Genomic DNA, 26,641 nt, shown 5'->3' with positions numbered 1-26,641 from the left:
GCGCTCCCGGACCCGCCGAACCGACGACGAGGGGAATCGACATGGGTGTCTCAGTGCTTCGATTGACGAGCGTTTCGCTGTCCAGCGTGCTGGTGGCCGGCGGGGGCTACCTCGGCTACCAGGCCGTGCGCAGCGACATCGCCGCGTCGACCTACCGCGACAGGTTGGAGTCGATGGTCGGGGAGTACGAGGCCCTGCGCGCCGAGTTCAACAGCGCGGTGAAGAAGACGGCCGTTACCGAACTGATCGTCGAGGACGGCGCGCTCGCGATCGTCGTGCGCGGGCCGGACGGCGGGCGCGAGCGGGTGGAGACCAACCTCGACCCCGGTGGCGAAGTCTACGTGGACTACGTCGTGATCGACGGCCGACTGCTCATCCGCCGCGTCTTCGACTCCTGGACCGCGCCGGCCGAGGGCGTCTTCCTGGATGAGAGCCTCGTCGACGTGGACTGGAACGATCCGCGCGCCGAGCACGGCAAGGCGGTCTACCGCGCGCTGGCCGACGGTCGTTGGGTCGTGAGCGTGACCGGTTCGGGCAGTTTGGGCCTGGTGCGTCTCGGCGACGTCGGTGCGACGCTGCCGAGCGACCTGGTGCGCGCGCCGAAGATCGAGGACTACAGCGAGCTGGTGAACGAGACCGACGTCGAGCTCGATGGCGTCGGTGCCGGCGACGTGTGGAACTGGGTCACGCAGTAGATTGTCGGTACGGCGTCAGGCACGAAAGTGCCACCTGCCGCGCCGAGACGCTGCGATTCGCAGCGTCGTCGGCGGCAGGTGGCACTTTCGTGCCTGACGCCGTACCGACAATCCAACGCGCGGACTAGGCGCGCGCCCATGCCTTGCCACCCGCCGCTCGCCTCGCGCACCACTCGCTTCGTCGTCCTGGCCCTGCTCGCCGCCGTCGGCTTCACGTCCTGCTGCTCGAGTGGAGGATCGGAACGCGTCCACGGCGACGACGACGTCCAACACGAACCGGACGTGCGCCCGCCGGTCGAGATCACGGGTTCCTACGGCGACGCGGTCGAACCCGACGCGGCGATGCAGGCGGGACTCGATCTCTTGGTCGGGTTCGCGAACGAACAGGCGCGCTTCGTCGAGGACTACACCCAGCGGCCCTTCGAGACGGCCCCGGTGCTCCTCGTTCCGAGCGAGGACGGCTGGGAGGAGTTGCTCGGAGAGAACTTCCCCGACGCGCGGGACCTGAGCTACCTCGTCGTCGACACCTTCGCGTTCGTCGATCTGGAGCGTGCGCGCATCGTCGTCTCGCCGTACCTGCTGAGCTTCAACTTCATCTTCGACCCCGACCACGAAGAACTGCGCGAGAGGGCGCGGCTCAACGCCGGAATGCTCGTTCCGTCACTCGTGAACTGGCACGACGAGGATCACTTCGGGAGCTTGTCCAAGGTGCTCGCGGCCTACGCAGCGGACGACCGAGCCGCCGCGGGATCGCGCACCTACCTCGTTCGGGGCCACGCGACGCTGGTCGAATGTGCCTGGGCCGAGAGTGTCGGCCTCGACGCTCTGAAGCGGGAGGAGGCGGGCATCAGCTACTTCGACGCCTTCGCGGGCCAGCGCCCCAACTCGCCGAGCGCGGTCGGCCGCAACTACTTGAAGAAGGTGCTCCTCGCGGAAGGTCGCGCAGGAGTCGACGAGCGGCTCGCGAAGGATCCTCCGCCGCCGCTCCTGATGATCACGATCAAGGGCGGATCGAACCCCGACGACGCGGACGACGAGTGACCGCGCGTGCGCGCATCAGAGCGTGCGCACCGGCTTCTCCCAGTACTCGAGGTACCACTGCTCGAAGCCCTCCATGTCGATGTTCCACAGACGCTTCAGCACGCGCTCGACCCCGGGCACGTCGTTGCGCCGGAGGGACCCGACCGCGTGGATGTACTCCTGGGCGAGCTCCTTCGTGTGTTCGCTGTGCAGCACGAACTCCATCATCGTGCCGGCCTGCTGGTAGGCGAGTCCCGCGAGGTCCTGGCCGCGTCCGTCGGAGCCGCCGCTGGCATGCAGGAGCGAACTGCGAGTCATGAACTCCTTGAACGGGGCGAAGCGGCCGTCCTCGACCGCGTTGTCGCCGAAGTTGATGTGCTCGCGGCGGGTCGCGGAGTCGTAGACCGCTTCCATGTGCACGGCCGAGCTCTCCTGGAACCACGAGCCGCCGCCGCCGAGGAACAGGCGATTGGCGAACAGTTGGTGCGTCGCTTCGTGGATGTGGACCGTGTCGCCCGGTGCGCCGTAGTGCGTCGCGTAGTAGTCCTTCCAGGCGTGGCCACCTGAGCGTTCGGCCTGTTCGCGCGCTTGACCGACGTACTCCATGCAGAACTGGATGTACGACTCGCGTTCGCGGAAGAGGAAGATCGGCAGCAGCCTGCGCCCTTCCACCTCGTCGAAGGGATAGACCTCGCGAATCGCCTCGTAGTGCTCGTCCATGATCTTGGCGAACTTCTTCGTGCCCGACGAATCGCCGATCACGATGAAGTGCTTCGAGCGGTAGACGCGGATCCGCGCGTCCATCAGTTCGCGCGGGAAGTCGCGCTTCCAACGCTCTTCGACCTCTTCCTCGGTCCACTCAGGAACGCGCAGTTCGCCGTCGTAGGCGAAGCCCTCCTCGAAGAAGCCGAGCAGCGCGGCGCGGTCCGCGTCACCGAGTCGCTCGTCCGTGCTGACCTGGAACGCCCACCCGTGCTGGGGTGCGATACCGCCGATGACGTACGTCTCGCCCGAGACCGCCGTCCGCTCGTAGGTCTCCATGTGCAGTAGCGCGGCGTAGGGCGCGGCGCCGTAGGGACCCTCGAGCAGCCGTCGGTCGGCGAACCGGAAGTCGACCATCGGATTGCGCTCGATGTTGCTGCGCGCGACCGAGGTGACGTCCTCGGGTTCGACGATGCCCCATTCTTCGCCGTCCATGTGCCAGGCGAGGAGCAGCACGTCGACGTCGCCCAACTTGGCGGTCCAGGCGTGCTCCTACAGCTCGCGGAAGGCGTCGCCGGCTTCGGTCACCTCGTCGAAGGCGGACAGGTCGACGGTGAGGTGGACGTCGTCGAGTCGCACGCTTTCGGAGGCGCCCGCGTCCTGAGCGGGACCCGGTACGGCGAACAGGGGGCGAGCGAGCGGGAGGGCGAACAGGGCGAGGACGGCCACGGGGCCGCACACGGAGCGAGCGATCATCGGGGGTCGGGGGACGCGCCGCGGGGCGACCGGACTCGGCGGCGAGGTGCCAGCACTCCTGACCTTCCATCCTCACCGCCGCGCCCGCGTTCGAAGGCCGCGACCGCCCGAGTACGACGCCACGGGGCCGACGATTGGCGCGCGCTGGCCTCGTTCCGTCCGCAGCCGTGGGTCCGCCCCCAGCGGAGAACCCGAGGCAGTGGTCGCGACGCGGCGGGAAGCACGTCGAACGACGGCGCGCGCACCTACCCGACGCCGCTCGCTACGGCAGGATCGTCAACGTCTCCGGATTGCTGATCAGGGTCGTGGCGCCGGTCAGCGGGTCGAGCACGAGGCAGGCGTGGGTGAACGTGGTGCCCACGAAGGCGGGGCTTGGCGCGGGCAGCGTGAAGGTCGCCTGGGCGCGGCCGCGCGCGTCGAGCAGGCCCAGCGACTGGGTCAGCGGCGCCGTGTTCGGGGACGTGGCCGTCGCGAGCGTGTAGGCGTCGAAGTTGACCGGCACACCCGAGATCCCCGGAGCGAAGCCCGAGGTACTGCCGACGACGAGGTACACGCGGCCCGCGTTCGCGGCTCCCGCGCGGATCGACAGGCGCTGCACGCCGCCGTCCGACGACGAGACGAACGAGCGGTCGCCGGCGAGCGACCCCCAGCGACGCAGGTAGAGGCCGATGCCGTAGCGCTCGGTCGAGAGTTCCGCGGCCAGCACTACGTCCTCGCCCGCGCCGAGCCAGGCGCGGCGCGCGCCGGTCGTGTCGGTCGCATCGACGAGCACGGACCCGTTCGCCCGCACGAACGGTTCCGTGGCGCGGGCGGCCACTCGGCCTCCGCCGCCGTTCGCGTCCGCCCACGAGACCACCTGCGCTCGCAGCGCGTCGTTCGTGCGCGCGTCGACCAGGAGGTCCCCGCGTTCGGCCTCCATCGCGACCTGGCCGAACGGACCCAACGTCGTGTCACCGGTGAGGCTCGAGTAGGCCCAGCGCCCCACGAGAGCGTCCGTCGAGGCTGCGGGCGAGCGCTTCAGCAGGACGCGCAGCGAGGTCGTCGACGACTCGGTGAACAGGACGAATCCGACGCGCCCACTTTGGGACAGGGCGCCGATCGTGTAGCCGCCGGACATCTGTAGGGCGCCGTTCGCGGCCACGCCGTAGGTGCCCGGTGTCAGGGACGTGGGCGGTGTGACCGCGCCACCTCCGAGCGACGTGGCGGTCTCGACCGAGCCCGTCCAACCGCCGCTGCCGTCGAACGTGAAGGCGCCCCACCGCGCCGTGGTCTGGATCGCCGTGCTGCCCGTCGCCGTGTCGATCTGGCCGTAGACGTAGTCGCCCTGCAGCGCGGCGTTCGTCGAAGCGACACCGCCTCGGATCCCGATCACGAATTCGGCGCGTCCGAGCGAGCCCTCGAAGTCGAGCTCGGGTCCGTGGTCGAACAGCAGCAACTCGCGATCGTGGCTCAGCACCAGCCGCGCGATGTTCGTTCCTGGGTTGCCGGGATCCAGGTCCAGCACCACGTCGCCGGCGGCGCTCAGGCTGTAGACGCCGGATCCGCCGTTCGAAGAACTCGCCGAACCGTTCCCGACGCAGGCCGAGCGCTCGTTCGAGGCCAAGGTGAACGTCCCGTCCAGCGCGAAGCTCAGCGTGCCGGACTGGGTCGACCAACGCAGGCCGTTCGGGCAGGACCCCTCGACCTCGTAGTTCAGCGCGGCGAAGGTGTACGAGCCGGCGAAGACGCCCTGGGCGGCGGCGGGGAGGCTGAGGGCGGTGAGTGCGACGAGTGTGCGGGCGAGCATGGCTTTGGATTGGCGGTACGGTGTCAGGCACGCATCTGCCACCTGCCGCGCCGAGACGCTGCGATTCGCAGCGTCATCGGCGGCAGGTGGCAGATGCGTGCCTGACACCGTACCGCCAATCCAAAGACCGGGGTCGGGCGAGGGCTCACGGCTGCGGAGCGCCCGCCTCGATCGCCCCAGATCCTCGGGACGGCGGGCTCGTCGCCAATCGCCGCTCGTCGAGAAGGTGACGACACCCGCGACTTCATCGGTCGCGTCGAGGCCCACGAGAACGAGATCGCTCGCGCCACGGGGACACTCGAGGCCCCGACTCGGTCGGCCGCGACGAGTTCCGCAAGGACGACGAGCGCGTCCACGGTGCACAGCGAGTCGAACGGTCTCTTCCTCGGGGACGGCGATGCGTGCCGCATGACCTCTCGGAGTCCGAGCGGGCGTCACACTCCGACGCGGCTCCACGGGCGCGGTACCGTCCCACTCACCTTCCGCGGATCAAAGCACCGAGCATCCCCAGCCGTCGTACTCGCCACCGCGCTCGCTGCAAGCGCGTCGAAGCGGGACCGTCCTCAGCGTGCCCAGCGACGGCACGACTTCCTCGGTGAAGCGGACACCTACCTGTCGCGACGCGAGCCCGTCGTCCGCAGCCACCGACTCGATGGAATCAACGGCGTAGCCTTCGCTCTTCAGCCACTCGGCCAGGTCGGAGGCGCTCTCTTGGTCGGGCATGTAGGCGAAGTGATCGATGCACCGCGCTGTGGTGAGCGGGTCACCCTTTTCACGTAGACCGTCGATGACGCGCATGTCCATGATCACCTGCCAGTCGTCCGCTGTCGGGTGGAGCAGCTCGAAGTACGACTGATGCTCAGGCTCTTCTTCGACGTAGAAGCGCACCGCGCGCCTGGACGATTCCTGGGCTCGGACGACCAAGTTCCGCGCCGTCTCCTCGTCGAGATCGGCGTACACGTAGGCGTGGCGGACACCGGCGCAGGTGTAGTGGCCCACGTACCGACCGCGATGGGTGTTGGCGTAGGCCTCGATGGGCTCGGTCAGTCGGCGTAGAACCTCGAATTCCTCCGGGGTCGTCACTCCGTCACGTTGCTCCTTCAGTTCGATGCGGAGCGCGAGGAGCGTCGTGCTGATGCCCTTGCGAAGAACGTCCGCCACGCCCAGGTCCACGGCGAACCAGGCCACGCCCTCTTCCATCTGGCAGGGGTAGAACTCCCACGCTTCGGGCGGGTCGAGCTGGTTGTCACTCATGATCGAAGAGGGTCATGGTCGGGTCGATGGAGCGCCCGGAACGGACTCAGATTCCGTCAGCCGCGTACCGTCTCCAGCGCCACCGCCACGTTCTCGGGCACGGTCGCCGGCACGAAGCCGCTGCCCACGTTGAAGACGTAACCCGGGTGCCCTTCGAAGGCCGCGAGGGTGCGCGCCGTCTCGCTGCGCACGGCTGCGGCGTCGGCCAGGAGCACGATCGGGTCCATGTTGCCTTGCAGCGCCACGTGCGGACCGACCTTCGCGCTCGCCACCTGCGGCACGACGCGCCAGTCGATCGCCAATGCGCTCGGCTCGGAGGCCAGCAGTTCGTCGAGCAGGTGGCTGCCACCGTTCATGTAGACGATGACCGGCACGCCGAGGTCGCGCGCGCCCTTCACGAGGCGCGTGAGGTGCGGCAAGACGGCGCGCTGGTAGGTCGCCGCGTCCAGCGCGCCGCCCCAGGAGTCGAACAGCTGCAGCACGTCGGCGCCGCACGCGACCTGCATGGCGAGGTACGGCAGCGACACGTCGACGATGCGCGAGAGGAGCGCGTCGAACGTGCGCGGCTCGGTCCACATCATCTTCTTCGTGTGCTCGAACGTGCGGCTGCCGCGGCCCTCGACCGCGTAGCTCGCGACGGTGAACGGCGCGCCGCAGAAGCCGATCAGGCCGCGCGGTCCCGCGTTGCGACCGCCGAGGTCGTGGCTCGCGAAAGCGTCCGAATCGAGCTCGCGCCGGCAGATCCGCAGGGTCTCGGCCAGGTGCGCGACGGCGACGTCCGGGTCGAAGTCACGCAGCGCGCGCACACCGTCCATGTCGCGCACCGGCGGCGTCAGCACCGGCCCGACGCCGCTCTCGAACTCGAGGCCCATCCCCATCGCCGCCAGCGGCACGAGGATGTCGGAGAACACCACCGCCGCGTCCATCCCGAAGCGGCGGATCGGCTGCAGCGTGATCTCGGCCGCGCGCTCGGCGTCCGCCAGCGTCTCCATGAACGTCTGGGTCGAACGCAGTTCGCGGTACTCGGGCAGATAGCGCCCCGCCTGCCGCATGAACCAGGCCGGCGGCCGATCGGTGGGGCGACAGTGCAGAGCGTCGAGGAAGCGTTGGCGGCAGGTGGTCACGGCGGTGTTCGAGCGTGGGCTCAGATGTAGATGAGCGTGTAGACGAGCGACGAGAGGTTGTACGCCGAGTGCGCGGCCATGCAGGCGACGAGACTCCCGGTGCGTTCGTAGAGCCAGGCCAGCGCGAACCCGATCCAGGCGATCGTCAGCATCCCGGCCAGGTCGTAGGGGTGACCGACGGCGAAGACCACCGCGCTGATCCCCGCGGCCGGCAGGAACCCCATTCGGCTGCGCAGGGCGGCGAACAGGACTCCACGGAAGGCAAGTTCCTCGAAGATCGGCGCTCCGACGCCCGCTTCGATCGCCATCCGGCGCCAGGTGTCGATCCCGCCGTCCATCAACTGGTCCATGTACGGACTGGTCCAGGGACTCGCCTCCAGCGGGCCGAGAGCGGCGAGGGCGAGGACGCCGAGCCACAGGACGGGTACGAGTCCCAGCCCGCACACGAGCGCGCGCGGAGCGGTGCGCGCGTCGCCGTCGAGCCCCAGTCGTTCGCCGGCGGTGCCCAGCGATCCGGCGAGGCCAGGTCGCCAGCCCGCGGCGACCAGTGCGGCGACGAGGATCGGGATGCTGGACAGCGCGACGTTGTAGCCGGTCAGTGCGCCCGCTCCGGCACTCGCCAGCAACGTCAGCACGAGCCCGAACCCGAGTTGGCCGAACGCGAACGCGCCCCAGCCGTCCTGTGCGTCGAGCCGAGCGGACAGCGCGGCGGTGGGCGCGAGGATGCGTCGCCGGGTCGCCACCAGCAGCAGCGCGAAGACGATCGAGAAGGGCGCGAGCACCAGGACGAAGCCCATCGGAGCCGCCGCCCGCCCGATCGCTTCGGACACGGCCCACTCCTCGACGGGAGGCACTTCGCCGCGCGCGTCGAGCAGGAGGAGTTCCGGCAGCCCATCGAGTTGCATCGGGATCTCGTCGGCGACGGGTCCGCGCGGATCCACGCTCGCAGCGGACACGTCCGTCGCATCGTCCGTGGACCTGGCCGCGAACTCGAGCACCAACGCTTCGGTGCGCGCGGCCCAGGCGGCGTCGCCCGCGAGCAACCGCTGCACCGTCGACCCGTCGAGCTCGGCGCGTTCGCGCACGTCGGCCTTCGCGACCAGTCGCGGCGTCGCCCGTTCGAGTTCCGCCGCGTCGAGCCCGACCGCCGCGCCGAGGATCCGCGCGCGAGCGGTCAGCACCGCCGCTTCGCGCTCGAGCCGCGTCGCCCGCTCGAGGCGCGCGTCCTCCTTCCGGTCGGCGGTCGCGTCCGGAGTCTCCGCCTTCGCTCCGCGCTCCGCCGCGTCGCGCATTTCGCTCGCGGCCAGATCCACGTCGAGCGCCGCGTCGAGCAGTTGGACCGCAACGCCTTCGTAGGTGCTCGGGTCCAGCCCGAACGGGCCCGAACCGGTCAGGCCCTCGAGTTGGAACGGTTCGTCCTCGGAGGCGCGTTCGGCGCCGACCAACGATGCGGCCACGACTTCGACCGGCCGTTCGATCAGGCGCGCCGCCGTGCGTGCGGGCTGTTCGAAGTGCACGACCCGCGCGTGGCCGGACTCCATGCTCGCGAGGTTCAGGACCTGCAGCAGCGCCCAACCGATCGTCGCCAGCACCACCACGTGCGGGGCGAAGGCGGGCGCGGTCCTCGACCCGGTCGCGCTCGACCCGCCCGCCGGTCCCCGGTCGGGGGCGTTCCGCTCTTCGTCCGGGGCCATGGGCCGAGCATGCTACCCGCGCCGTCGTTGCTATCCTGCGCCGCCCGCCGACTCTCCTCGTCCGAACGCCCTTGACCGCCACCTATCGCACCCTGACCTCGCCGCTGTTCGACGTGCGCGTGGTCGATCGAGCCGAGCAGGCGGTGGCAGCGGTGGCCGACGACGTGACGACCGTTCTGTCCGCGAAGGAGCGCCGCGCGGAAGGCGTCGTCCTCGGACTGGCGACGGGGTCGACGATGACGCCGCTCTACGACGAGCTGGCCCGGCGGCACGCGCGCGGCGAGGTCAGTTTCGGCCGCTCGCGCGCCGTTCTGCTCGACGAGTACCGCGGCCTCGAGCCGGGACATCCCGAGCGTTTCGTGCGCTGGATCACGCGGCACTTCGCCGAGCGCGTCGACCTGCCACCCGAGCAGATCGAGGCACCACCCGCCGACGCCGAGGGCGCCGAGCTCGAGGGCGCGTGCGACCGGTTCGACCGCCGGCTCCGGGCTCTGGGCGGTGTGGACCTGCAGCTGCTCGGGCTGGGTCGCAACGGCCACGTGGCCTTCAACGAGCCCGGTTCACCCTCGGACTCGCGCACGCGACTCGTGCGTCTGGCGAGTTCGACGCGCGAGGCCAACGCGAAGAGCTTCGGCGAGCTCGACCACGTCCCGACCTCGGCCGTGACCCAGGGGCTCGCGACGCTGCGCGAGGCCCGTCGGCTGCGGATGCTCGTGTTCGGAGCGCCCAAGCGCGAGGCCCTGGCGCGGCTGCTCGCGCTCGACGGCTTCGATCCCCAGTGCCCGGCCTCGGCGCTCGCCGGTCACCACGATCTGGTGATCTGGGCCGACGCCGCGGCGGTCGACTGAGCCGGCGCGCGACGCGAAACGCGCCCCCGAAAAAACCAGCGACCCGGTCGGGGAGACCGGGCCGCTAGCCGTGGCGAAGGGTTGGGACGCCACACGAAGGGGACTTCGGGGTTGGGAAGCGCGGCTCTGGGAAGGGGCCGGGTCCGTCCGGCACCGATTCGCTGAGGAGTGTCTCGGTGCCTTTCGTTCCCGTGGGAAGGGGCCTGTGGGGACAGGCAGTGGGGACGCGCTCCCCTCGTGCAGGAGCGGTATCGGCAGGGCCTCGCGGGGCTTGAGCCGATTCCGCCGCGAATCGCCGGTCGGGCTCTACTGCCCCTCGCTGCCCGACCCCGACGGCGCGGGGGCCTTCGGGGGCGTGACACGTCCCTCGTGGCCGTAGACGTCCCGCAGGTGTCCGGGGAGGCCGGACTCCTCCTCGTCGGTGAACTCGGTCTCGATGCGCTCGATGTGGACGGCGATCGCCATCTCGCGCTGGGTGCCGTCGTCCTCGTCCCACACGAACGGCGACGAGACCTCGCCGTTCGGGCGCTTGGCGCGGCCCGTCACGAACAGGGTCTGTCCGGCGGCGAGTCGAGCGCGCGTGTGCAACTGGACTCGGCGCACCTCGGGCACGCCCACCTCGAGCGGCCCATGGCCCTCGGCGACGACCACCTTCTTGGTGGCGATGGGCTCCTTCAGGCGCGCGAAGTCGGCCGTCATCACGAGGCCGGCCACTCCGCCGGGCAGTGAGATGACTCGCGAGTCGATCGAGATGCCGCTCTCGACCACGTCCACGATCGGGTCGAGGATCTCCTGGTTGCCAGGTGCGACGACCACGTAGCGGAACTCCTTCACGTAGGCCGTCTCCTCGAGAATGGAGACGTTGGCACGTTGCCCGGCGAAGACGATGAGGTGCGGAGCCGTCAGCGCTTCGGCGCGCAGGCGTTCGAGTTCCTTCACGTCGTCCGGTCCGAAGAACCGCGTCTGATTCTCGATGCCGAGCGGGTCGAAGGACGCGGGCTCGGCCGCGTAGATCGTCGCGTTCACCTTGTACATCGCGAACAGGTCGCGGCGCTGCAGTTCGACGAACGACTCGAGCCAGGCCTGCGCCTTCGGACGCAGGTTCGCCACCAACACACCGCCCTTGGTCAGTTGGAGCGACTCCGCGTCGGCCAGCGGCGGCTCGATCCAGCGACGCACGTCCTCGACCAGGTTGGTGCGCAGCCGCGTGCGCTCCTTCTCGAGCAGGGCAGCATCGTCCTGTTGCGAACCCTCCGGATCGGCGAGCAGCAGGTTGCGCAGCAGCGGATCCACCAGGTCGGAGACGTCGTACACCACGAGCGTGAGGTCCTCGCCGGTCGGTTCTGGCTTCGCCGCCGCGGACGTGATGTCGGTCCACTCTTCGGCGGTCGGCGCTTCGAGCGTATCGGTGCTGCCATCGTCGTCCTGGGCCAGGGCGAGCGGTTGGAGGACGAACACCGCAGCGATGAGAGCGGGGAGCGAGAGGGTCGGGAAGGTCGAGAGCATTGGGGATCTCAGGGAAGCCGTTCTTCGGTGGTGAGGAGCACGACGTCGCCCGTGGGCGAGAGTCCGTGGACCGAGCGAGTCAAAGTGGTGTGCGTCTGGCCCGGGCGGCGCGTGAGCGCGATGGTCTCGCGCGCTTCGGGCGGGCCCGTGGTGACGGTCAACGAGAGGGACTCGACGACGGCGGTCGGGGAGGTTGCCGTGGTTCGGGAGTCGGGCGCAGCGGCGACCTCGTCGTCTCGCGCCACGGACTCGGTGTCCGCCGCTCGCTCGCGCGGGTCGCCGCGAACCACGTCGTCGCTCGGGTCGACGGGTTCCGCGGACTTCGGCGCGAGGGCCACAGCGACCGCGACCGCGATCAGCACGAGCGCCGCGGCAGCAGCGAACGGGGCGAGTCGCCGCCGGCTCGCGGGGCGCGCGATCGCGGGCGCGAGGCGGGTCAGTTCGTTCGCGTCCTGCGCCAGGCGGACCACGTGTTCGAAGGCTTCCGGCGCGTCGACCAGCGCCGCGAGCACGGCCTCGTCGCCCAGTGGATCGCGGCCCGCGTCGAGGGCGGCATGGGCGGCGGCTTCGACCCGTTCGAACGGTAGCGCCCGCCCGCGCCGGCCCGCCGCGCGCTCGTCGTTCGTGGGCTCGCTCATCGCCGGTCCTCCTCGCGCGCCCGCGCCAGGTCGGCGAGCGTCCGTCGCGCGCGGGACAGGCGGCTCTTGACCGTGCCCTCCGGCGCGCCGATCTCGTCCGCGAGGTCGGCGATCGAGCGTCCATCGCGGTGGAAGGCGAGCAGGAGATCGCGGTCGGCGGCGGGCAGCGCGGCCAGTCGGCGCGTCAACTCGTCGCGCGCGTCGAGCGCTGCGATCGGACGCTCGGCGCGCGGATCGAGGACGCTCTCCGGCTCGAGTTCTTCGCCGCCGGACCGCCCACCGCGGGCCCGCTCCCCGCCCGTGGACGCGCGACCGACCCCTTCGCCGGCCGCTCGCTCACCGGCCAGGGTGCGCTGTCGATCGGCCGCGACGCGCACGCAGATGCCGCGCAGCCAGGGCTCGAGCGCCCGCTCCGGGTCGTAGGTGGCCGCGCCTCGCAGCGCGCGCGTGAAAGTGTCCTGGACCACGTCGTCGATCTCCTGGGCGAGTCGCGTGCTCCCGAGCAGCCGCCGTGCGAAGGCACGCAGCATCGGCTCGGCCGCGGCGAGCGATCCGGCCAGCGTCGAGACGCCGCTCGGATCATCCGTCGCGGCTCTCGGTCCTCGGGGAAGCTCGGGCACGCCCCTCCTGTACCGGCGGCGTCGCGGCGCGGTTGCAGAACCCCGCCCGAAACGCGTGCGGGCCCGCTCCTCCGACTGGAAGAGCGGGCCCGCGCCGCGATCGATGCTCCCCTTTGGGACGCGCGATCAGTTCGTCAGCCTGACCGGAACGGCGTTGCTCGCCATGATGGCGCCGGACCCCGGCTTCACGGCGACGAACGCGTGGTGCAGCGTCAGGCCCGCGAAGGCCAGCGGCGTGCCGGCGGGCACGCGGTAGACGGCCGTCGCGCGGCCCGTCGCGTCGAGCGTCCCGAGCCAGTTGGTCATCGAGAGGCCGTACGTCGCGCCGAAGGTGGTGTAGGCGTCGAGCGAGAGCGGCAGCACGACACCGTTGCCGAGGTCGACGCCGTTCGTGCCGGTCATGGAACCGAGCATCACGTACTTCGCGCCCGCCCAGCCGGCGCCGGCGCGCAGCGACAGCACCTGGGCCGAGCCCGAGGAGATCGACGCCGTGTCGACGTTGGCCTTCAGGTTGCCGAGTTCGACGGCGTAGACCGAACCGGAGCTGGTGCCCTGGTCGTCGTCGTACAGCGAGGCGATCAGCGCGCGGCCGTTGTCGAGCGCGGCGAAGCGACCGAACTGGTCGGTCGGCGCCGCGTCCGAGGCGATCAGTTTGACCGTCTGGATCCACTGGCCGCTGGCGTTGCGCTCGAAGGCGTACGCGGCGCCCGACTGGGAGCCGGCGTGCGAGTTGCCGAACGCGCCGGCCAGGATCTGGTTGCCGTCGATCTGCACGGCCTGGCCGAGGCGGTCGTCGGTCGACCCGTCCTGGGCCATGAGCGTGCCGGTCTGGATCCACGCGCCGTTCGACTGGCGCTCGAACACGAACGCGGCACCCGAGTCGATGCCGCCACCGTCGTAGCGGTCCGCGCCGCACACGACACGCTCGCCGTCGATGTCGACCGAGAGGCCCGCGTAGTCCGAGGGCATCGCGTTGGTGGCGGTGAGCTTGGTCTCCTGGGTCCACGAGGTCGTGGACTGGCGGCGGTAGACGTACACGGCGCCGGCGTTCTTGGCGGCCGTGTCGTCACGGGTCACGCCGAAGGCGATCCGGTCGCCCGACATGGCGATCGCCGAGCCGAACTGCTCGGACGCACCGAGGGTGCTCGGCGCGATCTTGGTGCGCTGGGTCCAGTTGGTGCCCGAGGTGCGCTCGAAGACATAGGCCGCGCCGGTGGCGAAACCGACCTGGTTCTCGTTCGGCGAGCCGACGACCACGCGGTCGCCCTCGATCGCGACCGCCGACCCGAACAGGTCGAAGGCCACGCCGTCGCTCGGGAGGAGCTTGCGCTCGAAGGCCCAACTGTTGTTCGTCTGGCGGGTGTAGACGTAGGCCGAGCCGGAGCTCGAGCCGAGGTCGTCGTCGCTGTTCGCGCCGACGACGATGCGGTTGCCGGAGATGGCGACCGAGATCCCGAAGGAGTCACCGGCCGACCCGTCGTTCGGGACGAGCTTGGCGATCTGGTTCCAGGCGTCCCCCTGACGCTGGAACACGTAGGCGGAGCCGCTCTGGACGCCTTGGTGGGAGTCGGCGGACGCGCCGATCACGGCGAAGTCGCCGTCCACGGAGACCGAACGGCCGAAGGTGTCGCTGGCGGATCCGTCGGAGGCGAGGAGTTTGGCGTCCTCGCTCTGGATCTGGGCAGCGGCGAGCGGTGCGAACGTTCCGGATAGGAACAGGAGCGCAGCCGCGCGCGGCAAAGTCGATTTGGACATGGTGTGGGCTGTGTCGGGTCCAAGTCCTGGGGGTCCACTCACCTGCCGCACGGCAGGGGCCTTCCCGTCCCCCTGGTACAGGGCTCGGACGACAACTGGGGGCCCGTATCGCCAGCAGGACGCAGCCCACCCAACGCCAGTGCCCGGAGAACTGCCCCGAGCTCGTTGTTGCCGGTACTTGCGTCGCTTCAGGGTGACAAGTGCCGCCAAGGTGGGTGGGAAATGAATGCGATTTCCTGCTGGGCCGGAGCGCCGGGAGCCTTCGGGCGGGCCGTGACCCGCAGAGACCGGTCGCGGGTCGTCCCTTGCGGCCGCGCTCGGGTGGGGATACCGTCCGTGGCGTGGAAGTGTGACAGTTGTCGCACTTCGGCCGAGCCCCTCGCTCCCGCCGCCGCGTCGGCCTCCTCGGACCTCCCGCGACCGCTCCTCCCCGGACCCGTGCCCCCGAAACTCAACGACAGCGAATGGGCCGTCATGCAGGCGGTCTGGGAAGCGCATCCGGCGTCGGCGCGCGAGGTCCACGAACGCGTGTCCGCCGACCGCCGCTGGAGCTACAGCACGGTGCGGACACTGCTGCTGCGGCTGAAGCTGAAGGGCGTGGTGCGCTCGAAGCGCGAGGGTCGCCGGTTGCTCTTCACGCCGCTCGTGTCCGCCGCCGAGGCGCGCCGCTCGGCCCTGCGTTCGCTGGTCGATCGGGCCTTCGGCGGCCGGGTCGGTTCGTTGGTGCAGCAGCTGGCCGCCGACGACGAGCTCGGACCCGAGGACCGCGCCGAGATCGAGCGGATGGTGGCCGAGCGCGATTCGAGCAGCATGGGCGCGTCCGGCGGTGTCGATGGCGATGTCGACGGCGGTGTCGATGGTGGTGTCGATGGTGGTGTCGATGGTGGTGTCGATGGTGGTGTCGATGGTGGTGTCGACGGCGGTGTCGACGGCGGCGCGACGGAGGGCGTGGAGTGAGCGCGGCCCAGATCGACTGGATCACGGTGTGCGGTGCCGGCGCGCTCGGGCTGGCCGTCGTCGCCGCCCTCGTGGACCGCTTCTTCGGGGCGCGAAACCCGCGCGTCGCGAGCGCGCTGTGGTGGGCCGTGCTCGCGCGATTGGTCCTGCCGCCGTGGGTCGGATCGCCGGTGGGGTGGAGCGCGCCGGCGGCCGGAGTCGACGGAACGTCCTTCGGGATCGCGGCGGGTGCGGCCCCGTCGAGCAGTGGCGACTCGTTCTCCGTCGCCATCACCGCGCTCTGGCTCGTCGGCGTCGCGCTGGTGGCGGCGTGCTTCGCCGTCCGACTCGCGCGCACCGCGAGGCGTTGGGCGCGGCTCGAGCGGCGCCCCGCAGCGGTCGGTGCGTGCGCGGCGCTCGAACGCGCGCTCGCTGCCCACGGCGTGCGCGGACCGGTGCCGCTCTTCGTCGCCGCGCAGGACGGACCGGCCTGCATCGGACTCGTGCGGCCCTGGATCGTCGTCCCGAAGCGCTTCGACGATCCCGCGGCGATGCGCCAGCTGGAGTCGGTGCTCCTGCACGAGGTCGCGCACCTGCGCCGCCGCGATCCGTGGTGCCGACTGGTCGCGCTGGCCGTGGCCTGCGTCTTCTGGTTCCACCCCGCGGCCTGGGCGGCGGCGCGGCGCCTCGCGGAACTGGCCGAGTTCGACTGCGACCGACGGGCGGCGGAGCGCGACCTGGGCGGGCGCGCCGCCTACCGCGACGCGCTCCTCGACCACGTGGCGCAGCGCCTGCGAGGTGGTGCGACCGGGTTCGACGGGACCGATGCCGACGCGAACGCGGGCCTCGCCGCGCGGCTCGGGCCTCCGCACTTCGTCCCTCCGAACCTCCTGCACCCGCGCAGTTCGCTCGTGGCGCGGCTGCGCGTGCTCGAGTCACGAGTCTCCGCCGCGCGTCCCCGACGCGAGTGGCCGTGTGCCGCGCTCGTGCTCCTGGGCGCGTTGGCCTGCATCGGTCCGCGGGCCGAATTCGAGCCTCCGCCGTTCACACCGCCGGTCGCGTTCGAGCAGATCGGCGAACTCGAAGGCTGCCTGAACAAGCGCTACGCGGTGCTGGCACTCCTCGCGCACGAGCGCCGCGCCGCCCGACCACTGACGCCGTCGACACTCGCCGGCGGACCGACCCGCACCACGATCTCGAACCACCCACTCACTCGATGAAGCCCCTCCGCGTTCTCGTGGCCACCTTGGCCCTCGCTCTCCCCTCGATCGCCGTCGCCGTCGAACGGTCCGTGCCCGCAACTCAGGACGCCCCGACCGCCGAACAGGTGGCCGAGATGATGGCCGCCGCCGCGCGCTACACCCAGCCCGGCCCCGAGCACCGCTTCCTCGAACTCCTCGTCGGCGATTGGGACGTCGGCTCGCGCTTCACGATGATGGGGAGCGATGCGCCCGTCGAGCGCGGCACGGCCACCACGCAGTGGAAGGTTCCCGGGCGTTGGCTCGAGAGTCACTGGAGCGGCTCCGTCATGGGGACGGAAGGGAACGTCTTCCACGTGTTCGGCTACGACCGGTTGAAGATGAGCTTCGTCTGGACCGGGTTCAGCGACATGGACACGGCGTTGAACCGCGCGGAAGGAGACCTCACGCAGAACGCGGACGCGCTGATCCTGTACGGCACGCTCGACGAGTACCTCACCGGCGAGCACGACAAGATGGTCAAGTACGTGTACCGCTTCGGTGGCACGCGCGACGAGGCCGGTGACTGGAAGTCGATCGACAGGATCGTGCTCGAGGTGCACGACCTCGCGATCGGCGAGGCGAACACGAAGGTCCTCGAGTTCACGTACGTCCGCAAGTGATCGGTACGGCGTCAGGCACGCAGCTGCCACCTGCCGCCAGAGTCGCTGCGATTCGCAGCGACGCCGGCGGCAGGTGGCAGCTGCGTGCCTGACGCCGTACCGATCACTTCCCCGATCCTCCCCGTAGCTGCGAACCGCCCATGCCCAGCCTCACCGTTTCACGCACCATCGACGCGCCCGTCGAGAAGGTCTTCGACGTCAGTACCGACGTCCACATCTGGGCCGACGTGGTCCCGGCGATCCAACGCGTCGAGGTCCTGACGGACGGGCCCGTCGGTCTTGGCACACGCTTTCGCGAGACGCGCACGATGTTCGGCCGCGATGCTACCGAGACGATGGAGTTCATCGAGTTCGAACGGCCGAACCGCTACGTGCTGGGCGCGCAGAGCCACGGCTGTCGCTACCGTTCGATCTTCACGCTCACACCCGACGGCGGCGGCACGAAGCTCGAGATGGTGTTCGAGGGCACGCCGCTGACGTTCGGCGCCAAGGTGATGTCCGTCGTCATGCGGCCGTTCATGAAAAAGATGGGCGACATGTGCGCCGCGGACCTGGACGCGATCAAGGCCCACGTGGAGTCGTGATCGGTACGGCGTCAGGCACGCAGCTGCCACCTGCCGCCGGCGTCGCTGCGAATCGCAGCGACTCTGGCGGCAGGTGGCAGCTGCGTGCCTGACGCCGTACCGATCACGAGAGCCCGTACAGACGCTCGCTTCACCACCGAAGGGCACTTTCAGACGTCGGGCCCGCCAGCGAGGGCCCGACGGGATAGTTTGAGGACGATCCCTTCTCCGACCCCCCGCCCCGCCCGTCAATGCTGGTCGTCCGACGCTCGCCCGCCCGCGCTCGCTTCCTCCCCGTCCTCCTGGTCGCCCTGCTCCCGTCCTGCCGCGACGGAGCCGACGCACCGCCGGTCGTCTCGGCGTCGTTCGTGAAGGCCTGGAACGCGGTGGCGATCGACGCCTCGGGGCTCGATCACACGCCCTCGAACGAGGGCCCCGCGCACGACTTCGGGCATCAGCTCGGCCCCTGCCGCGCGTCGCGGGCGATGGCCATGACGCACGTCGCGATGTTCGAGGCGCTCAACGCGATCGAGCGGCGTCACGCGAGCTACCTCGTGCTGCCGACGATGGACGAACCCGCGTCGGTCGAAGCCGCGATCGCCCAGGCTGCGCGCGACACCCTGTCCGCCCTGTTCCCCTCGCAGACCCACCTGTTCGACGCCGAGCTCGCCGACACGCTCGCGACGATCCCCGCCGGCGCGGTCCGCGATCGCGGCGTCGTCGTCGGTCAGGCCGCTGCGCTGGCCGTGCTCGGTCTGCGCGCCGCCGACGGTTCCAACCACGCCGAGTCGCACGTCGGCGTCGACTTCTTCTGCAGCGACGATCCCGGCCGCTGGCGCCCCGATCCGACGACCGGCGACACGCTGGCTCTGGGAGCGCACTGGGGCGACGTCGACCCGTGGCTGCTCGCCGCTCCCGACCAGTTCCGCGCGCCGATCCCGCCCGGCATCGACAGCCCCGAGTACGCGCTCGCGTTCGCCGAAGTCCGCGCAGTGGGCGGCGACGGCGTGACCACGCCGACCGTGCGCAGCGACTTCCAGACCTTCGTCGGCATCTTCTGGGCCTACGACGGGACGCCGAGCCTCTGCGCGCCGCCGCGCCTCTACAACCAGATCATCGTGCAGGTGGCCGACCAGCAGCGCACGGACGGCTACGAGCTGTTGCGCCTGCTCGCCATCGCGAACGTGGCGCTGGCCGACACGGCGATCGCCTGCTGGGAGAGCAAGTTCTTCCACGACTACTGGCGCCCCGTCGTCGGTATCCGCGAGGCGGATCCGGGCACCGGTCCGACCGGTCTCGGCGACGGCAACCCGGGCACGGCCGGCGATCCGACGTTCACCCCGCTCGGCTCGCCCGCGAGCAACCTGGCCGCCGACAACTTCACGCCGCCCTTCCCGACCTACCCCTCCGGCCACGCGTCGTTCGGCGGAGCGCTGTTCGAGACCCTGCGCCGCTTCTACGGCACCGACGAGCTCGAGTTCACCTTCGTGTCCGACGAGTACGACGGAACGACGATCGGCCAGGACGGCCTGCCCCGGCCCTACGTCCCGCGCACCTTCCAGCGCTTCAGCGACGCCGAGATCGAGAACGGCCAGAGCCGCGTCTACCTCGGCATCCACTGGTACTACGACGCCGACTCCGGCATCGACCAGGGCCGCCAGGTCGCCGGCTGGACCTGGGACAACCTGTACCCGGTGGATTGATCGGTACGGCGTCAGGCACGCAAGTGCCACCTGCCGCCGACGACGCTGCGAATCGCAGCGTCTCGGCGCGGCAGGTGGCACTTGCGTGCCTGACGCCGTACCGATCAATCCACCCCCTGCCCGTTCACGCCCGACTCACCAGTGGGCACGCACGTCCAGCCGGTCGTCACCATCGACACCGACCAGCACTTCTCCACCTGGCGCGTCCCGGCCGGCCTGACCGTGTTCGTGGCGGACGGCGTGCGCATCCAGATCGACGGAGACGTGTTCATCGAAGGTGCCGTCACGGGCGCGCCGATCCCGTCGAGCGCGGGTCCGCGACCCAAGCGCGGCTCGACCTACACGATCGCGAACAACGGCGTCGTCTGGGTCGACGCGCCCATCAGCGGCGGCCGTGGTCCGGACGGCGACGACGAATTGCCGGACGCCGGGGACGGTGGTGCCGTGATCGTTGAAGCCCCGCTCGTCGTCACGCTCGAGGGCTTCCTGCGCGGCGGCGACGGAGGCGATGGGGGCACCGTGGTCGTGCGCACCCTGGCTCTCACTCCTCACCCCGATGCCCAAAGGACCGGCGGCGACATCGTCGGCGGAGACGGCGGCATGGGCGGGCAGGCTCCGGCGGGTAGCGACCGCCTTCCCGCGAGCGGCGGGCGCGGTGGGTCGATCTGGCCTCACGACGACTCCGACGAGTTGCTCTTCGCATTGGGAGTCGTCGACCGTTCGGAGGAAGGCCAGGCGCGCTTCGTGGACGTGTTGTTGCGCGCGAGTGGGTTGTAGGTCGGGTGTCCTTGCTCAGAACGGAACGCCGGACCACGGCACCGTGCAGTGGCGAACCTCGTTGCCCGCCTCGTCGCACCCAACCAATATCTGACCGAACCGTTGGTATGTCCACGTCAAGGGCACGTCATCGGCCCGCGTCGAGGCGCCCTTGAGCATCTCCTCGATCGCGGTCGTTGCGCCGATCTCGACCCTCAGGCGACGGGACTCCATCAAGAGTTCCGTGACGTGCAGAGTGAAGTCGAGGTATTGCGTTCGATACTCGTCAGCACTTTCGTAGATCTGCATGTCGACGAAGTACCGCGATGGATTCGCCAGGTATAGGCTCCGTGCGTCTTCCAGTGAGACGTAGAAGAGCTCAGGGTCCGGCAGTGAGTCGAGGATTCGTCGCTCTTCCTCCGAGGTAACGCGGCCGACCTGTTTCGACAGGTCCATCAGGGCCGCGAGTGGCAAGGCGGCAAGCTCGAGATTGTCGAGTCGTTCCCCTTCGATACTCAGGATCTGGCCGAGTAGCGGGTACGCGCTCTTCGAGTCGTTGGCCGCCAACATCTCGGGAGGGTCGCGCCGTTCAGCCGTGGATCCGCTTCCGTCGTTCACCGTGCTGCTCGGGGAGCTCCTCGGCCCTTCGGTCTCGAACATGAGGGGCTCAAAGTCGATCTCCGCGCTCGAACGACGTGGCATGCTCGAATTCGCTATCGAATCTGGAGAATCCGCCGTGTCGCGCCAGGGTTGGAACGCGAGGCCTAGGCCGAGTGCGATGGCTAGGACCGTCAACACGAGGGTGGTCGATTTCGAAGGCATGACTTTCTCTCGAGGGTGAGGCTTCAAATCGGGCCCTTGGATCGACGCGGAACCCATTCGCCGATCCGAGAAGTTGGGTTGCATTAGCGCGCGACTAGCGAGAGTGAGGCTTCGTCACTCTCGCTAGAAGGGGTGACGCGGCTATTCGCAGCTCGAGCACCCCTGAGTGTACACGACACCGATGAAGGTCATCGTGTAGGCGGTGTGCGTCGCGTTCCACTCTCCAGAGCTGAATGCCCAGTCCGTGACATCTACGTAGGGGATGCACTCTTCGGGCGAGTACGGCAGGTCGCATTCATCAATGTTGCAGCTGAAGCCAGATCTCAGTCGATCACGGATTCGGTCCTTGTGCCAATCGATGTCCGTCGCATCCTTACCGAGAAGGTCTGCGGTCGCCTTGAAGATCGAGCTCTTCAGCCGCCCAATGGGCGAAAAGCTCTGGGAGGATCCGCAATCGTAGAGGACGATCGTTTCGTCCCAGGACCTGGCGTCGGCGGTGCCCGCTGCGACTGCTAGGGCTGTAGCGGTGACGAGCGCGGGAAGTTTGATTCGCATGTCGTAGTTCCGGCAAGCCCTGGTATGGGTAGCCCCCAGGCACACGGGTCCCGGCGAGCGGTTGCTCGGTAAAGGGCGGTTCACCAAGCAAGTGGAGTCAGATCTACCCTGGGGGGGGGCTGTCAATGGTCCGGGGCGGGTTGCACAACACAGGGTCAGAGTCACCCATGTACCCGGACAGATCTGTTACCCATATATCGGGTTGCGCAGCATGGGCAGTGGTCGGGTCTGACTGATCGAGCCGTGACCCGTGCACACGAGTCGGGACTAGCGTCGGTACGGCGTCAGGCACGCAAGTGCCACCTGCCGCCGACGACGCTGCGAATCGCAGCGTCTCGGCGCGGCAGGTGGCACTTGCGTGCCTGACGCCGTACCGACGCTGTCAACCCGCGCGCATCCCGATCAACCCATCCAACTCGCTCTTCAGCCGCCCCAGGATCTCGTCGTAGCTGAACGCGCCGACCTCGTCCTCGCCGCGCTTCAGGTTCACGACGGTCGGGCCGCACCACAGGCCGAGGTCGGCGTCGTCGGTCTCGCCGGGGCCGTTCACGCGGCAGCCCATGACGGCGATCGTGACGTCGTGCTCCTTGGCGTAGGCGGTCATCTCCTTGACCTGCTCGGCCAGTTCGATGAAGCGCTCGTTCTCGACGCGGCTACAGCTCGGGCACGCGATGATGTTCAGGCCCTCGAAGAAGCCTTCGGGAACCGAACGGAACCGTCCCGCCTCGATGTCCGCGAGGATCTGACGTCCGACGGTGATCTCCGTGCCCTTGTCGTCGAAGGGCACGGTCAACGACACGCGCAGGGTGTCACCGATGCCCTTGGTGACCAGTTGCTCGAAGGCGATGCGCGTCTTGATCACGCCGTCGGGCGGCATGCCGGCCTCGGTCACTCCCAGGTGGATGGGCACGTCGGGACGGCGTTCGGCGAAACGCACGTTCGCGTCGATCACGAGCCGCGGGTCCGAGTCCTTGATCGACACCACGTAGTTCGTGAATCCCAGGTCGTCGAGCAGGGCGCAGTGTTCCGCCGCGCTCGTGATCAGTGCCTCGACGTGGTCGTCCCCGAAACGCGCGGCCACCGCCGGATCGAGCGAGCCCGCGTTCACGCCGACGCGGATGGCCAGGTCGTGCTGCTTCGCGATGCCGGCCAGGTACGCCACCTTCTGCGCGACCGACTTGTCCTTCTCGTGGTGGTGCAGGTGGCCGGGGTTGTAGCGGATCTTGTCGACGTGGGGCGCGACCAGCTCGGCCAGGCGGTAGTTCTCCTGCAGGTCGACCGACAGGCGCGCGCCGGTCCGCCGCCGCACCTCGGCCAGGGCCTCCACGTCCGCCTTCGAGTCCACGGCCACGCGCACCAGGTCGCCGCCGGCCGCGGTGATGAGCTGGACCTGCCGCACGGTCGCCTCGATGTCGCGGGTGCGGGTCGCCGCCATGGACTGGACCGCGATGGGGGCAGCCCCACCGATCTCGAGGTCGGCGACGCGGATGGTGCGGGTGCGGCGGGCGGGAAGCATCGGTCGGCGGTGCGGGGTGGAGCGAAGGGTGGTCGTGCGGATCGGCCGTCCATCGGGTCGCGGCCGGTTGGGCGGCGGACGGGCTCTGGGAGCGAAGGTTCTCGTCCACGGCCCGACCGGAGCCAGCTCGACCGGATCCGCTCGAACGGCGCCGCGCCGGCCGGCGCCGGAAGGCGGGACCGTCGGCCCAGCGGCAGTCTATCGGCCCAGCCGTGACGCTCTTCCACGACCGCTCCTCTTCCATCGCGCGGGGCGGCGTGGTGGGATGCTGTCCGGCGCCTCTCGCGCCCCCCAATACCAGTGAAAGCCAAGGTCCTGATCATCGGCGGAGGTGTCGTCGGCACCTCCATCGCCCTGCACGCCGCTCGCCAACTCGACGCCCTGAAGGCGCCGGTCGTCATCCTCGAGCGCGGCCAGCTCGGCGGCGGATCCTCCGGTGGTTCCGGCGGCATCCTGCGCCAGCACTACGGCGACTCGGTCGTGGCTTCCATGGCCCGCGACTCGATGCGCGAGTACTCGACGTTCGAAGGTCGCACGGGACGCGGCGTCGGGTTCCGGCGCACGGGCGTTCTGACCCTCGGCGGTCCGTCGAACCCCGACTCGCTGCGCAAGATCCACGAGGCGATCGAGGGCCACAACAAGATCGGGATCGAGACGGTCCTGCTCGACGCCGAGCAGATCCGCGCGCGCGTGCCCGGCATCGAGGTGCACGACGACGCGATCGCGGCCTGGGAGAGCCAGGGCGGCTACGTCGACGCGGAACTGTGCGTGCGCGAGTTCGCCGCCCTCGCGCGCACCAGCGGCGCCGTCACGCGCCTGGGTGTCGCGATCACGGACCTGATCGTCGAGGACGGCCGCATCGTCGGCGCCGAGACCACCGAGGGCCGCTACGACTGCGATCAGATCGTCGTCGTCACCGGCGCCTGGATGCGCAGTTTCCTCGAGCGCTTCGGCATCCACGTGCCGGTGCGCGTGGCGCGCGTGCAGCAGCTGTTCGTCGGCCTGCCCTCGGACGAGGAAGAGGTCGACAGCCGCGTCCACGACCGCGACTCCTACGTGGTCGACCTCGAGGACCCGCTCGAGCAGGCAGCCGACATGCTGTACTCGGGCGACGACGAGCACGCGCCCGGTTCCGAGCACCCGGTGATCGTCGACCTCGAGTACGGCTTCTACGTGCGCTGCGAGTTCGCTCGCCGCCGCACGCGCGTCGCGCCGATCGCCTACGACCAGGAGCACATCTTCGACGGACCCGATCCGGACGCGAAGCCCGACCCGGAGCTCGCGCGCTGGGCTCGCGAGCAGCTCTGCCGCCGCTTGCCGATGTACGCCGACCAGCCGGTGCTCGAGCAGATCGTGTCCTGGTTCCCGCTCACGCAGGACGGGCGCGCGCTCATCGGTCCGGTGCCCGGCTACGAGGGTCTGTACGTGGCCGGCGGTTTCGCCGACCACGGCTTCAAGCTGGCCCCGTCGGTGGGCGAGGGCATGGCGCAGATGCTCGGCGGCGAGCCGGTCTCGTCCTTCGACCCCGAGTACTTCGCTCCGGGTCGCGTGCCGAGCGAAGGCGACTGGTCGGGCGACGCGTACCTGTAGGCGGCGGGCGCGAGTCGCTGGCGTTGCGGCACACACGGGCCCGTGAGCTCGGCGCGATTCCGGCTCTCTAGGAAGTCGCAAAACGGCGGAAGCGCCCGACTTGGCGCCCCGGCGGCGACCTGGGCCGACCGTTCGTCGGGGCCGGGACATACTTGGGGCACTGGGTACTCGCCTCCGGTCTCGCACGGGCGGCGGAAGCCCTTCCGAGAACCACCGAGTCGACCCGGGCCCGCGCCACGAACGCAGCGGGTCCGTCGCCCACGGAACGCCCCATGTACTCCCACCGAATCCTGGCCCTCGTGGCCCTCGTGCCGTTCTCGTCGCTCGTCGGCGGCGCAGCGGCTCAGACGGTGGTCGAGGACCAGCGACTGACCGAGCCCACGCTCCTCGACGGCGACGAGTTCGGCGCCGCTGTCGACACGTCCCAAGGTCGCTCGGCCGTCGGCGCACCGAAACACGACGGCTCGGGCTCCCAGTCCGGCGCCGTGTTCCTCTACACGCCGAGCGGACCCGGTTGGGTGCTCGAGGACCTGATCCAGTCGACGGACATCGCCTCGAACGACCTGTTCGGCACCGCCGTGGACCTCGACGGCGATCGCCTCGTGGTCGGCGCACCTCGCCGCGACGTGTCCTTCTTCGACGAAGGCGCCGCGTACGAGTTCGTGCGCCAGGGCGACGGCAGTTGGAGCCAGACCGATCGCTTCTCCGCGCTCGACGGATCGACCGGCGACCAGTTCGGCGCGGCGATCGCCATGGACGGTGACCTCGCCGTCGTGGGCGCACCCGGCGACGACCCGTCCGGCGTCGGTTCGGCCGGCTCGGCCTACCTCTTCGAGCGCCAAGCCAGCGGCGACTGGCTGCAGATCCGCAAGATCCTCTCGCCCGCTCCCGGTGCGAACCGTCGCTTCGGTCGCCTGGTCGACATCCAGGGCGATCGCCTCGTCATCGGTCAGGACGCACCGAGCTCCGCGCAGGCCGGGATCGAGCGCATCTTCGTCTACCACATCAACGGCGACCGCCTGGCGCTCGAGGGCATCATCGGTTCGCCCGATCCGCTCGCCCCCGGCGCGCAGTACTTCGGCAGCGACCTCGATCTCGACGGCGACCGTCTGATCGTCGGCGATCCCGCCACGACGGCCGGCGGACGCGCGTTCATCTACGAGCGCGGCGACGGTTCCTGGCCGCTCGCCGACACGATCGTCGCGGTTCCTGAAGTCAGCCAGACGCGCGTCGGCGACACGGTCGCGCTGCACGGCGACACCGCGATCCTGGGCGGACCCGGCACGTCCTCGATCGAGGGCCGCGCCGTGCTCTACCTCGAGTCGCCCTCGCTCGGTGGCTGGCGGTTGCTCGCGAACATCGAACCCGACGAGCGCACCGGCCTGCCGCCCGACCAGTACGCCTCCTGCGTCGACCTCGACGACGACACGATCCTGATCGGCGCGCCGCGCTTCAGCGACCTCGGCGCCGAGACCGGTTCGGCCTTCGCGCTGCGCCGCGGGATGCTGCTGCACGGTCGGACGCACCTCGGGATCAGCGGCGGAGCGCAGCAGGACTTCCTGCTCCTCGGCGGCAGCGACCTGGCCTTCAAGTTCCACTGGATCGTGGGCTCGGCGTCCGGAACCGATCCCGGCGTGCTGCTCGCGCCCGGCCTCCTGGTGCCGCTCAACGTCGACTCGTACGGACTGTCCACGGTGTACAGCCCGGGCAAGCCGCCGCTGGTGGGCTCCGTCGGTCTGCTCGACCAGGACGGTGTCTCCGTGCGCTCGTTCGTGGTTCCGTTCGGTCTGGCGGCGTCGCTCGCGGGCCTCACGTTGCACCACGCCTACCTCGTCTACGACCCGTTCACGCTCGTCTTCGAAGACGTGAGCAATGCGGTTCCGCTGACGCTGGTTCCCTGAAGGGCGCCGTCTCCGCGGAATCGCCGCGCGCGCCCAGTTC

The 26,641-nt window shown here is 69.9% G+C and carries 24 protein-coding genes; 11 read left to right on the top strand and 13 right to left on the bottom strand.

Going from position 1 to position 26,641, the window contains the following annotated elements; translation table 11 throughout:
- Positions 1–62: 62 nt before the first annotated feature.
- Together Pla163_RS17940 and Pla163_RS17935 are read left to right on the top strand one after the other, a co-directional pair.
- Entirely contained in the window at positions 63–695 is a 633-nt protein-coding gene (locus tag Pla163_RS17940; protein WP_145191934.1) for a hypothetical protein, read from the top strand.
- A gap of 138 nt (positions 696–833) precedes the next feature.
- A complete protein-coding gene (locus tag Pla163_RS17935; RefSeq protein ID WP_145191931.1) occupies positions 834–1,736 on the top strand; it encodes a hypothetical protein in 903 nt (300 codons plus the stop codon).
- 15 nt (positions 1,737–1,751) lie between these two features.
- Here the strand turns inward: Pla163_RS17935 and Pla163_RS17930 are convergent, their stop codons facing one another.
- From Pla163_RS17930 to Pla163_RS17905, 6 genes are all read right to left on the bottom strand, one after another.
- Positions 1,752–2,948, bottom strand: coding sequence for a hypothetical protein (locus Pla163_RS17930; RefSeq protein ID WP_145191928.1), 1,197 nt, complete (start codon positions 2,946–2,948; stop codon positions 1,752–1,754).
- Positions 2,949–2,969: 21 nt separating this feature from the next.
- The gene (locus Pla163_RS17925) at positions 2,970–3,173 is read right to left on the bottom strand and encodes a hypothetical protein (RefSeq protein WP_145191925.1); all 204 of its coding nucleotides are present in this window, start codon (positions 3,171–3,173) and stop codon (positions 2,970–2,972) included.
- A 262-nt stretch (positions 3,174–3,435) separates the two neighbouring features.
- Positions 3,436–4,959, bottom strand: a complete 1,524-nt coding sequence (locus Pla163_RS17920; RefSeq protein ID WP_145191922.1) for a hypothetical protein — start codon at positions 4,957–4,959, stop codon at positions 3,436–3,438.
- Positions 4,960–5,448: 489 nt separating this feature from the next.
- Complete coding sequence (locus tag Pla163_RS17915) at positions 5,449–6,213, bottom strand: DUF695 domain-containing protein (RefSeq protein ID WP_145191919.1); 765 nt, start codon at positions 6,211–6,213, stop codon at positions 5,449–5,451.
- A gap of 56 nt (positions 6,214–6,269) precedes the next feature.
- Positions 6,270–7,337 (bottom strand): uroporphyrinogen decarboxylase, encoded by a 1,068-nt coding sequence (gene hemE / locus Pla163_RS17910; RefSeq protein ID WP_419186111.1) that lies wholly within the window; start codon positions 7,335–7,337, stop codon positions 6,270–6,272.
- Positions 7,338–7,357: 20 nt separating this feature from the next.
- Complete coding sequence (locus tag Pla163_RS17905) at positions 7,358–9,031, bottom strand: CPBP family intramembrane glutamic endopeptidase (RefSeq protein WP_145191914.1); 1,674 nt, start codon at positions 9,029–9,031, stop codon at positions 7,358–7,360.
- Between the two features lie 71 nt (positions 9,032–9,102).
- Between Pla163_RS17905 and Pla163_RS17900 the strand changes: the two genes are divergently transcribed.
- Positions 9,103–9,879, top strand: a complete 777-nt coding sequence (locus Pla163_RS17900; RefSeq protein ID WP_419186110.1) for a glucosamine-6-phosphate deaminase — start codon at positions 9,103–9,105, stop codon at positions 9,877–9,879.
- 306 nt (positions 9,880–10,185) lie between these two features.
- Here the strand turns inward: Pla163_RS17900 and Pla163_RS17895 are convergent, their stop codons facing one another.
- From Pla163_RS17895 to Pla163_RS17880, 4 genes are all read right to left on the bottom strand, one after another.
- Complete coding sequence (locus Pla163_RS17895; protein WP_145191908.1) at positions 10,186–11,385, bottom strand: hypothetical protein; 1,200 nt, start codon at positions 11,383–11,385, stop codon at positions 10,186–10,188.
- An 8-nt stretch (positions 11,386–11,393) separates the two neighbouring features.
- Positions 11,394–12,023 (bottom strand): hypothetical protein, encoded by a 630-nt coding sequence (locus Pla163_RS17890; protein ID WP_145191906.1) that lies wholly within the window; start codon positions 12,021–12,023, stop codon positions 11,394–11,396.
- Positions 12,020–12,643: an RNA polymerase sigma factor gene (locus Pla163_RS17885; RefSeq protein ID WP_145191902.1), complete on the bottom strand. Its 624-nt coding sequence runs from the start codon at positions 12,641–12,643 to the stop codon at positions 12,020–12,022. The genes Pla163_RS17890 and Pla163_RS17885 overlap by 4 nt, the downstream gene beginning before the upstream one ends.
- Before the next feature lie 126 nt (positions 12,644–12,769).
- Entirely contained in the window at positions 12,770–14,398 is a 1,629-nt protein-coding gene (locus Pla163_RS17880) for an FG-GAP repeat protein (protein WP_419186109.1), read from the bottom strand.
- Between the two features lie 438 nt (positions 14,399–14,836).
- On the opposite strand from Pla163_RS17880, the gene Pla163_RS17875 reads away from it, so the two are divergent.
- From Pla163_RS17875 to Pla163_RS17850, 6 genes are all read left to right on the top strand, one after another.
- Positions 14,837–15,355 (top strand): BlaI/MecI/CopY family transcriptional regulator, encoded by a 519-nt coding sequence (locus Pla163_RS17875; RefSeq protein WP_419186108.1) that lies wholly within the window; start codon positions 14,837–14,839, stop codon positions 15,353–15,355.
- Complete coding sequence (locus Pla163_RS17870; protein ID WP_145191896.1) at positions 15,352–16,554, top strand: M56 family metallopeptidase; 1,203 nt, start codon at positions 15,352–15,354, stop codon at positions 16,552–16,554. Before Pla163_RS17875 ends, Pla163_RS17870 begins: the two co-directional genes overlap by 4 nt.
- On the top strand, positions 16,551–17,195 hold the full coding sequence (locus Pla163_RS17865; RefSeq protein ID WP_145191893.1) for a DUF1579 family protein: 645 nt from the start codon (positions 16,551–16,553) through the stop codon (positions 17,193–17,195). The genes Pla163_RS17870 and Pla163_RS17865 overlap by 4 nt, the downstream gene beginning before the upstream one ends.
- A 140-nt stretch (positions 17,196–17,335) precedes the next feature.
- Complete coding sequence (locus tag Pla163_RS17860) at positions 17,336–17,779, top strand: SRPBCC family protein (RefSeq protein ID WP_145191891.1); 444 nt, start codon at positions 17,336–17,338, stop codon at positions 17,777–17,779.
- Between the two features lie 230 nt (positions 17,780–18,009).
- Entirely contained in the window at positions 18,010–19,461 is a 1,452-nt protein-coding gene (locus Pla163_RS17855) for a vanadium-dependent haloperoxidase (protein ID WP_145191888.1), read from the top strand.
- A gap of 141 nt (positions 19,462–19,602) precedes the next feature.
- Positions 19,603–20,238 (top strand): hypothetical protein, encoded by a 636-nt coding sequence (locus Pla163_RS17850; RefSeq protein ID WP_145191885.1) that lies wholly within the window; start codon positions 19,603–19,605, stop codon positions 20,236–20,238.
- A 15-nt stretch (positions 20,239–20,253) separates the two neighbouring features.
- On the opposite strand, the gene Pla163_RS17845 is transcribed toward Pla163_RS17850, so the two are convergent.
- The 3 genes from Pla163_RS17845 to ispG form a co-directional block, all read right to left on the bottom strand.
- On the bottom strand, positions 20,254–21,039 hold the full coding sequence (locus Pla163_RS17845) for a hypothetical protein (protein ID WP_145191882.1): 786 nt from the start codon (positions 21,037–21,039) through the stop codon (positions 20,254–20,256).
- Between the two features lie 141 nt (positions 21,040–21,180).
- Positions 21,181–21,594: a hypothetical protein gene (locus Pla163_RS17840; RefSeq protein ID WP_145191879.1), complete on the bottom strand. Its 414-nt coding sequence runs from the start codon at positions 21,592–21,594 to the stop codon at positions 21,181–21,183.
- Between the two features lie 382 nt (positions 21,595–21,976).
- Positions 21,977–23,110: a (E)-4-hydroxy-3-methylbut-2-enyl-diphosphate synthase gene (gene ispG / locus Pla163_RS17835; protein ID WP_145191876.1), complete on the bottom strand. Its 1,134-nt coding sequence runs from the start codon at positions 23,108–23,110 to the stop codon at positions 21,977–21,979.
- 300 nt (positions 23,111–23,410) lie between these two features.
- Here ispG and Pla163_RS17830 point away from each other — a divergent pair, with 300 nt between their 5' ends.
- On the top strand, positions 23,411–24,700 hold the full coding sequence (locus Pla163_RS17830) for an NAD(P)/FAD-dependent oxidoreductase (RefSeq protein ID WP_419186107.1): 1,290 nt from the start codon (positions 23,411–23,413) through the stop codon (positions 24,698–24,700).
- Positions 24,701–24,972: 272 nt separating this feature from the next.
- Complete coding sequence (locus Pla163_RS17825) at positions 24,973–26,601, top strand: FG-GAP repeat protein (protein ID WP_145191870.1); 1,629 nt, start codon at positions 24,973–24,975, stop codon at positions 26,599–26,601.
- The last annotated feature ends 40 nt before the right edge of the window (positions 26,602–26,641 follow it).

Origin of the sequence: Rohdeia mirabilis, assembly GCA_007750655.1 — a bacterium.
Classification (GTDB): Bacteria; Planctomycetota; UBA1135; order UBA1135.
Note: the sequence above shows the minus strand (reverse complement) of the source record. Positions and strands in the feature narration are given on the sequence as shown.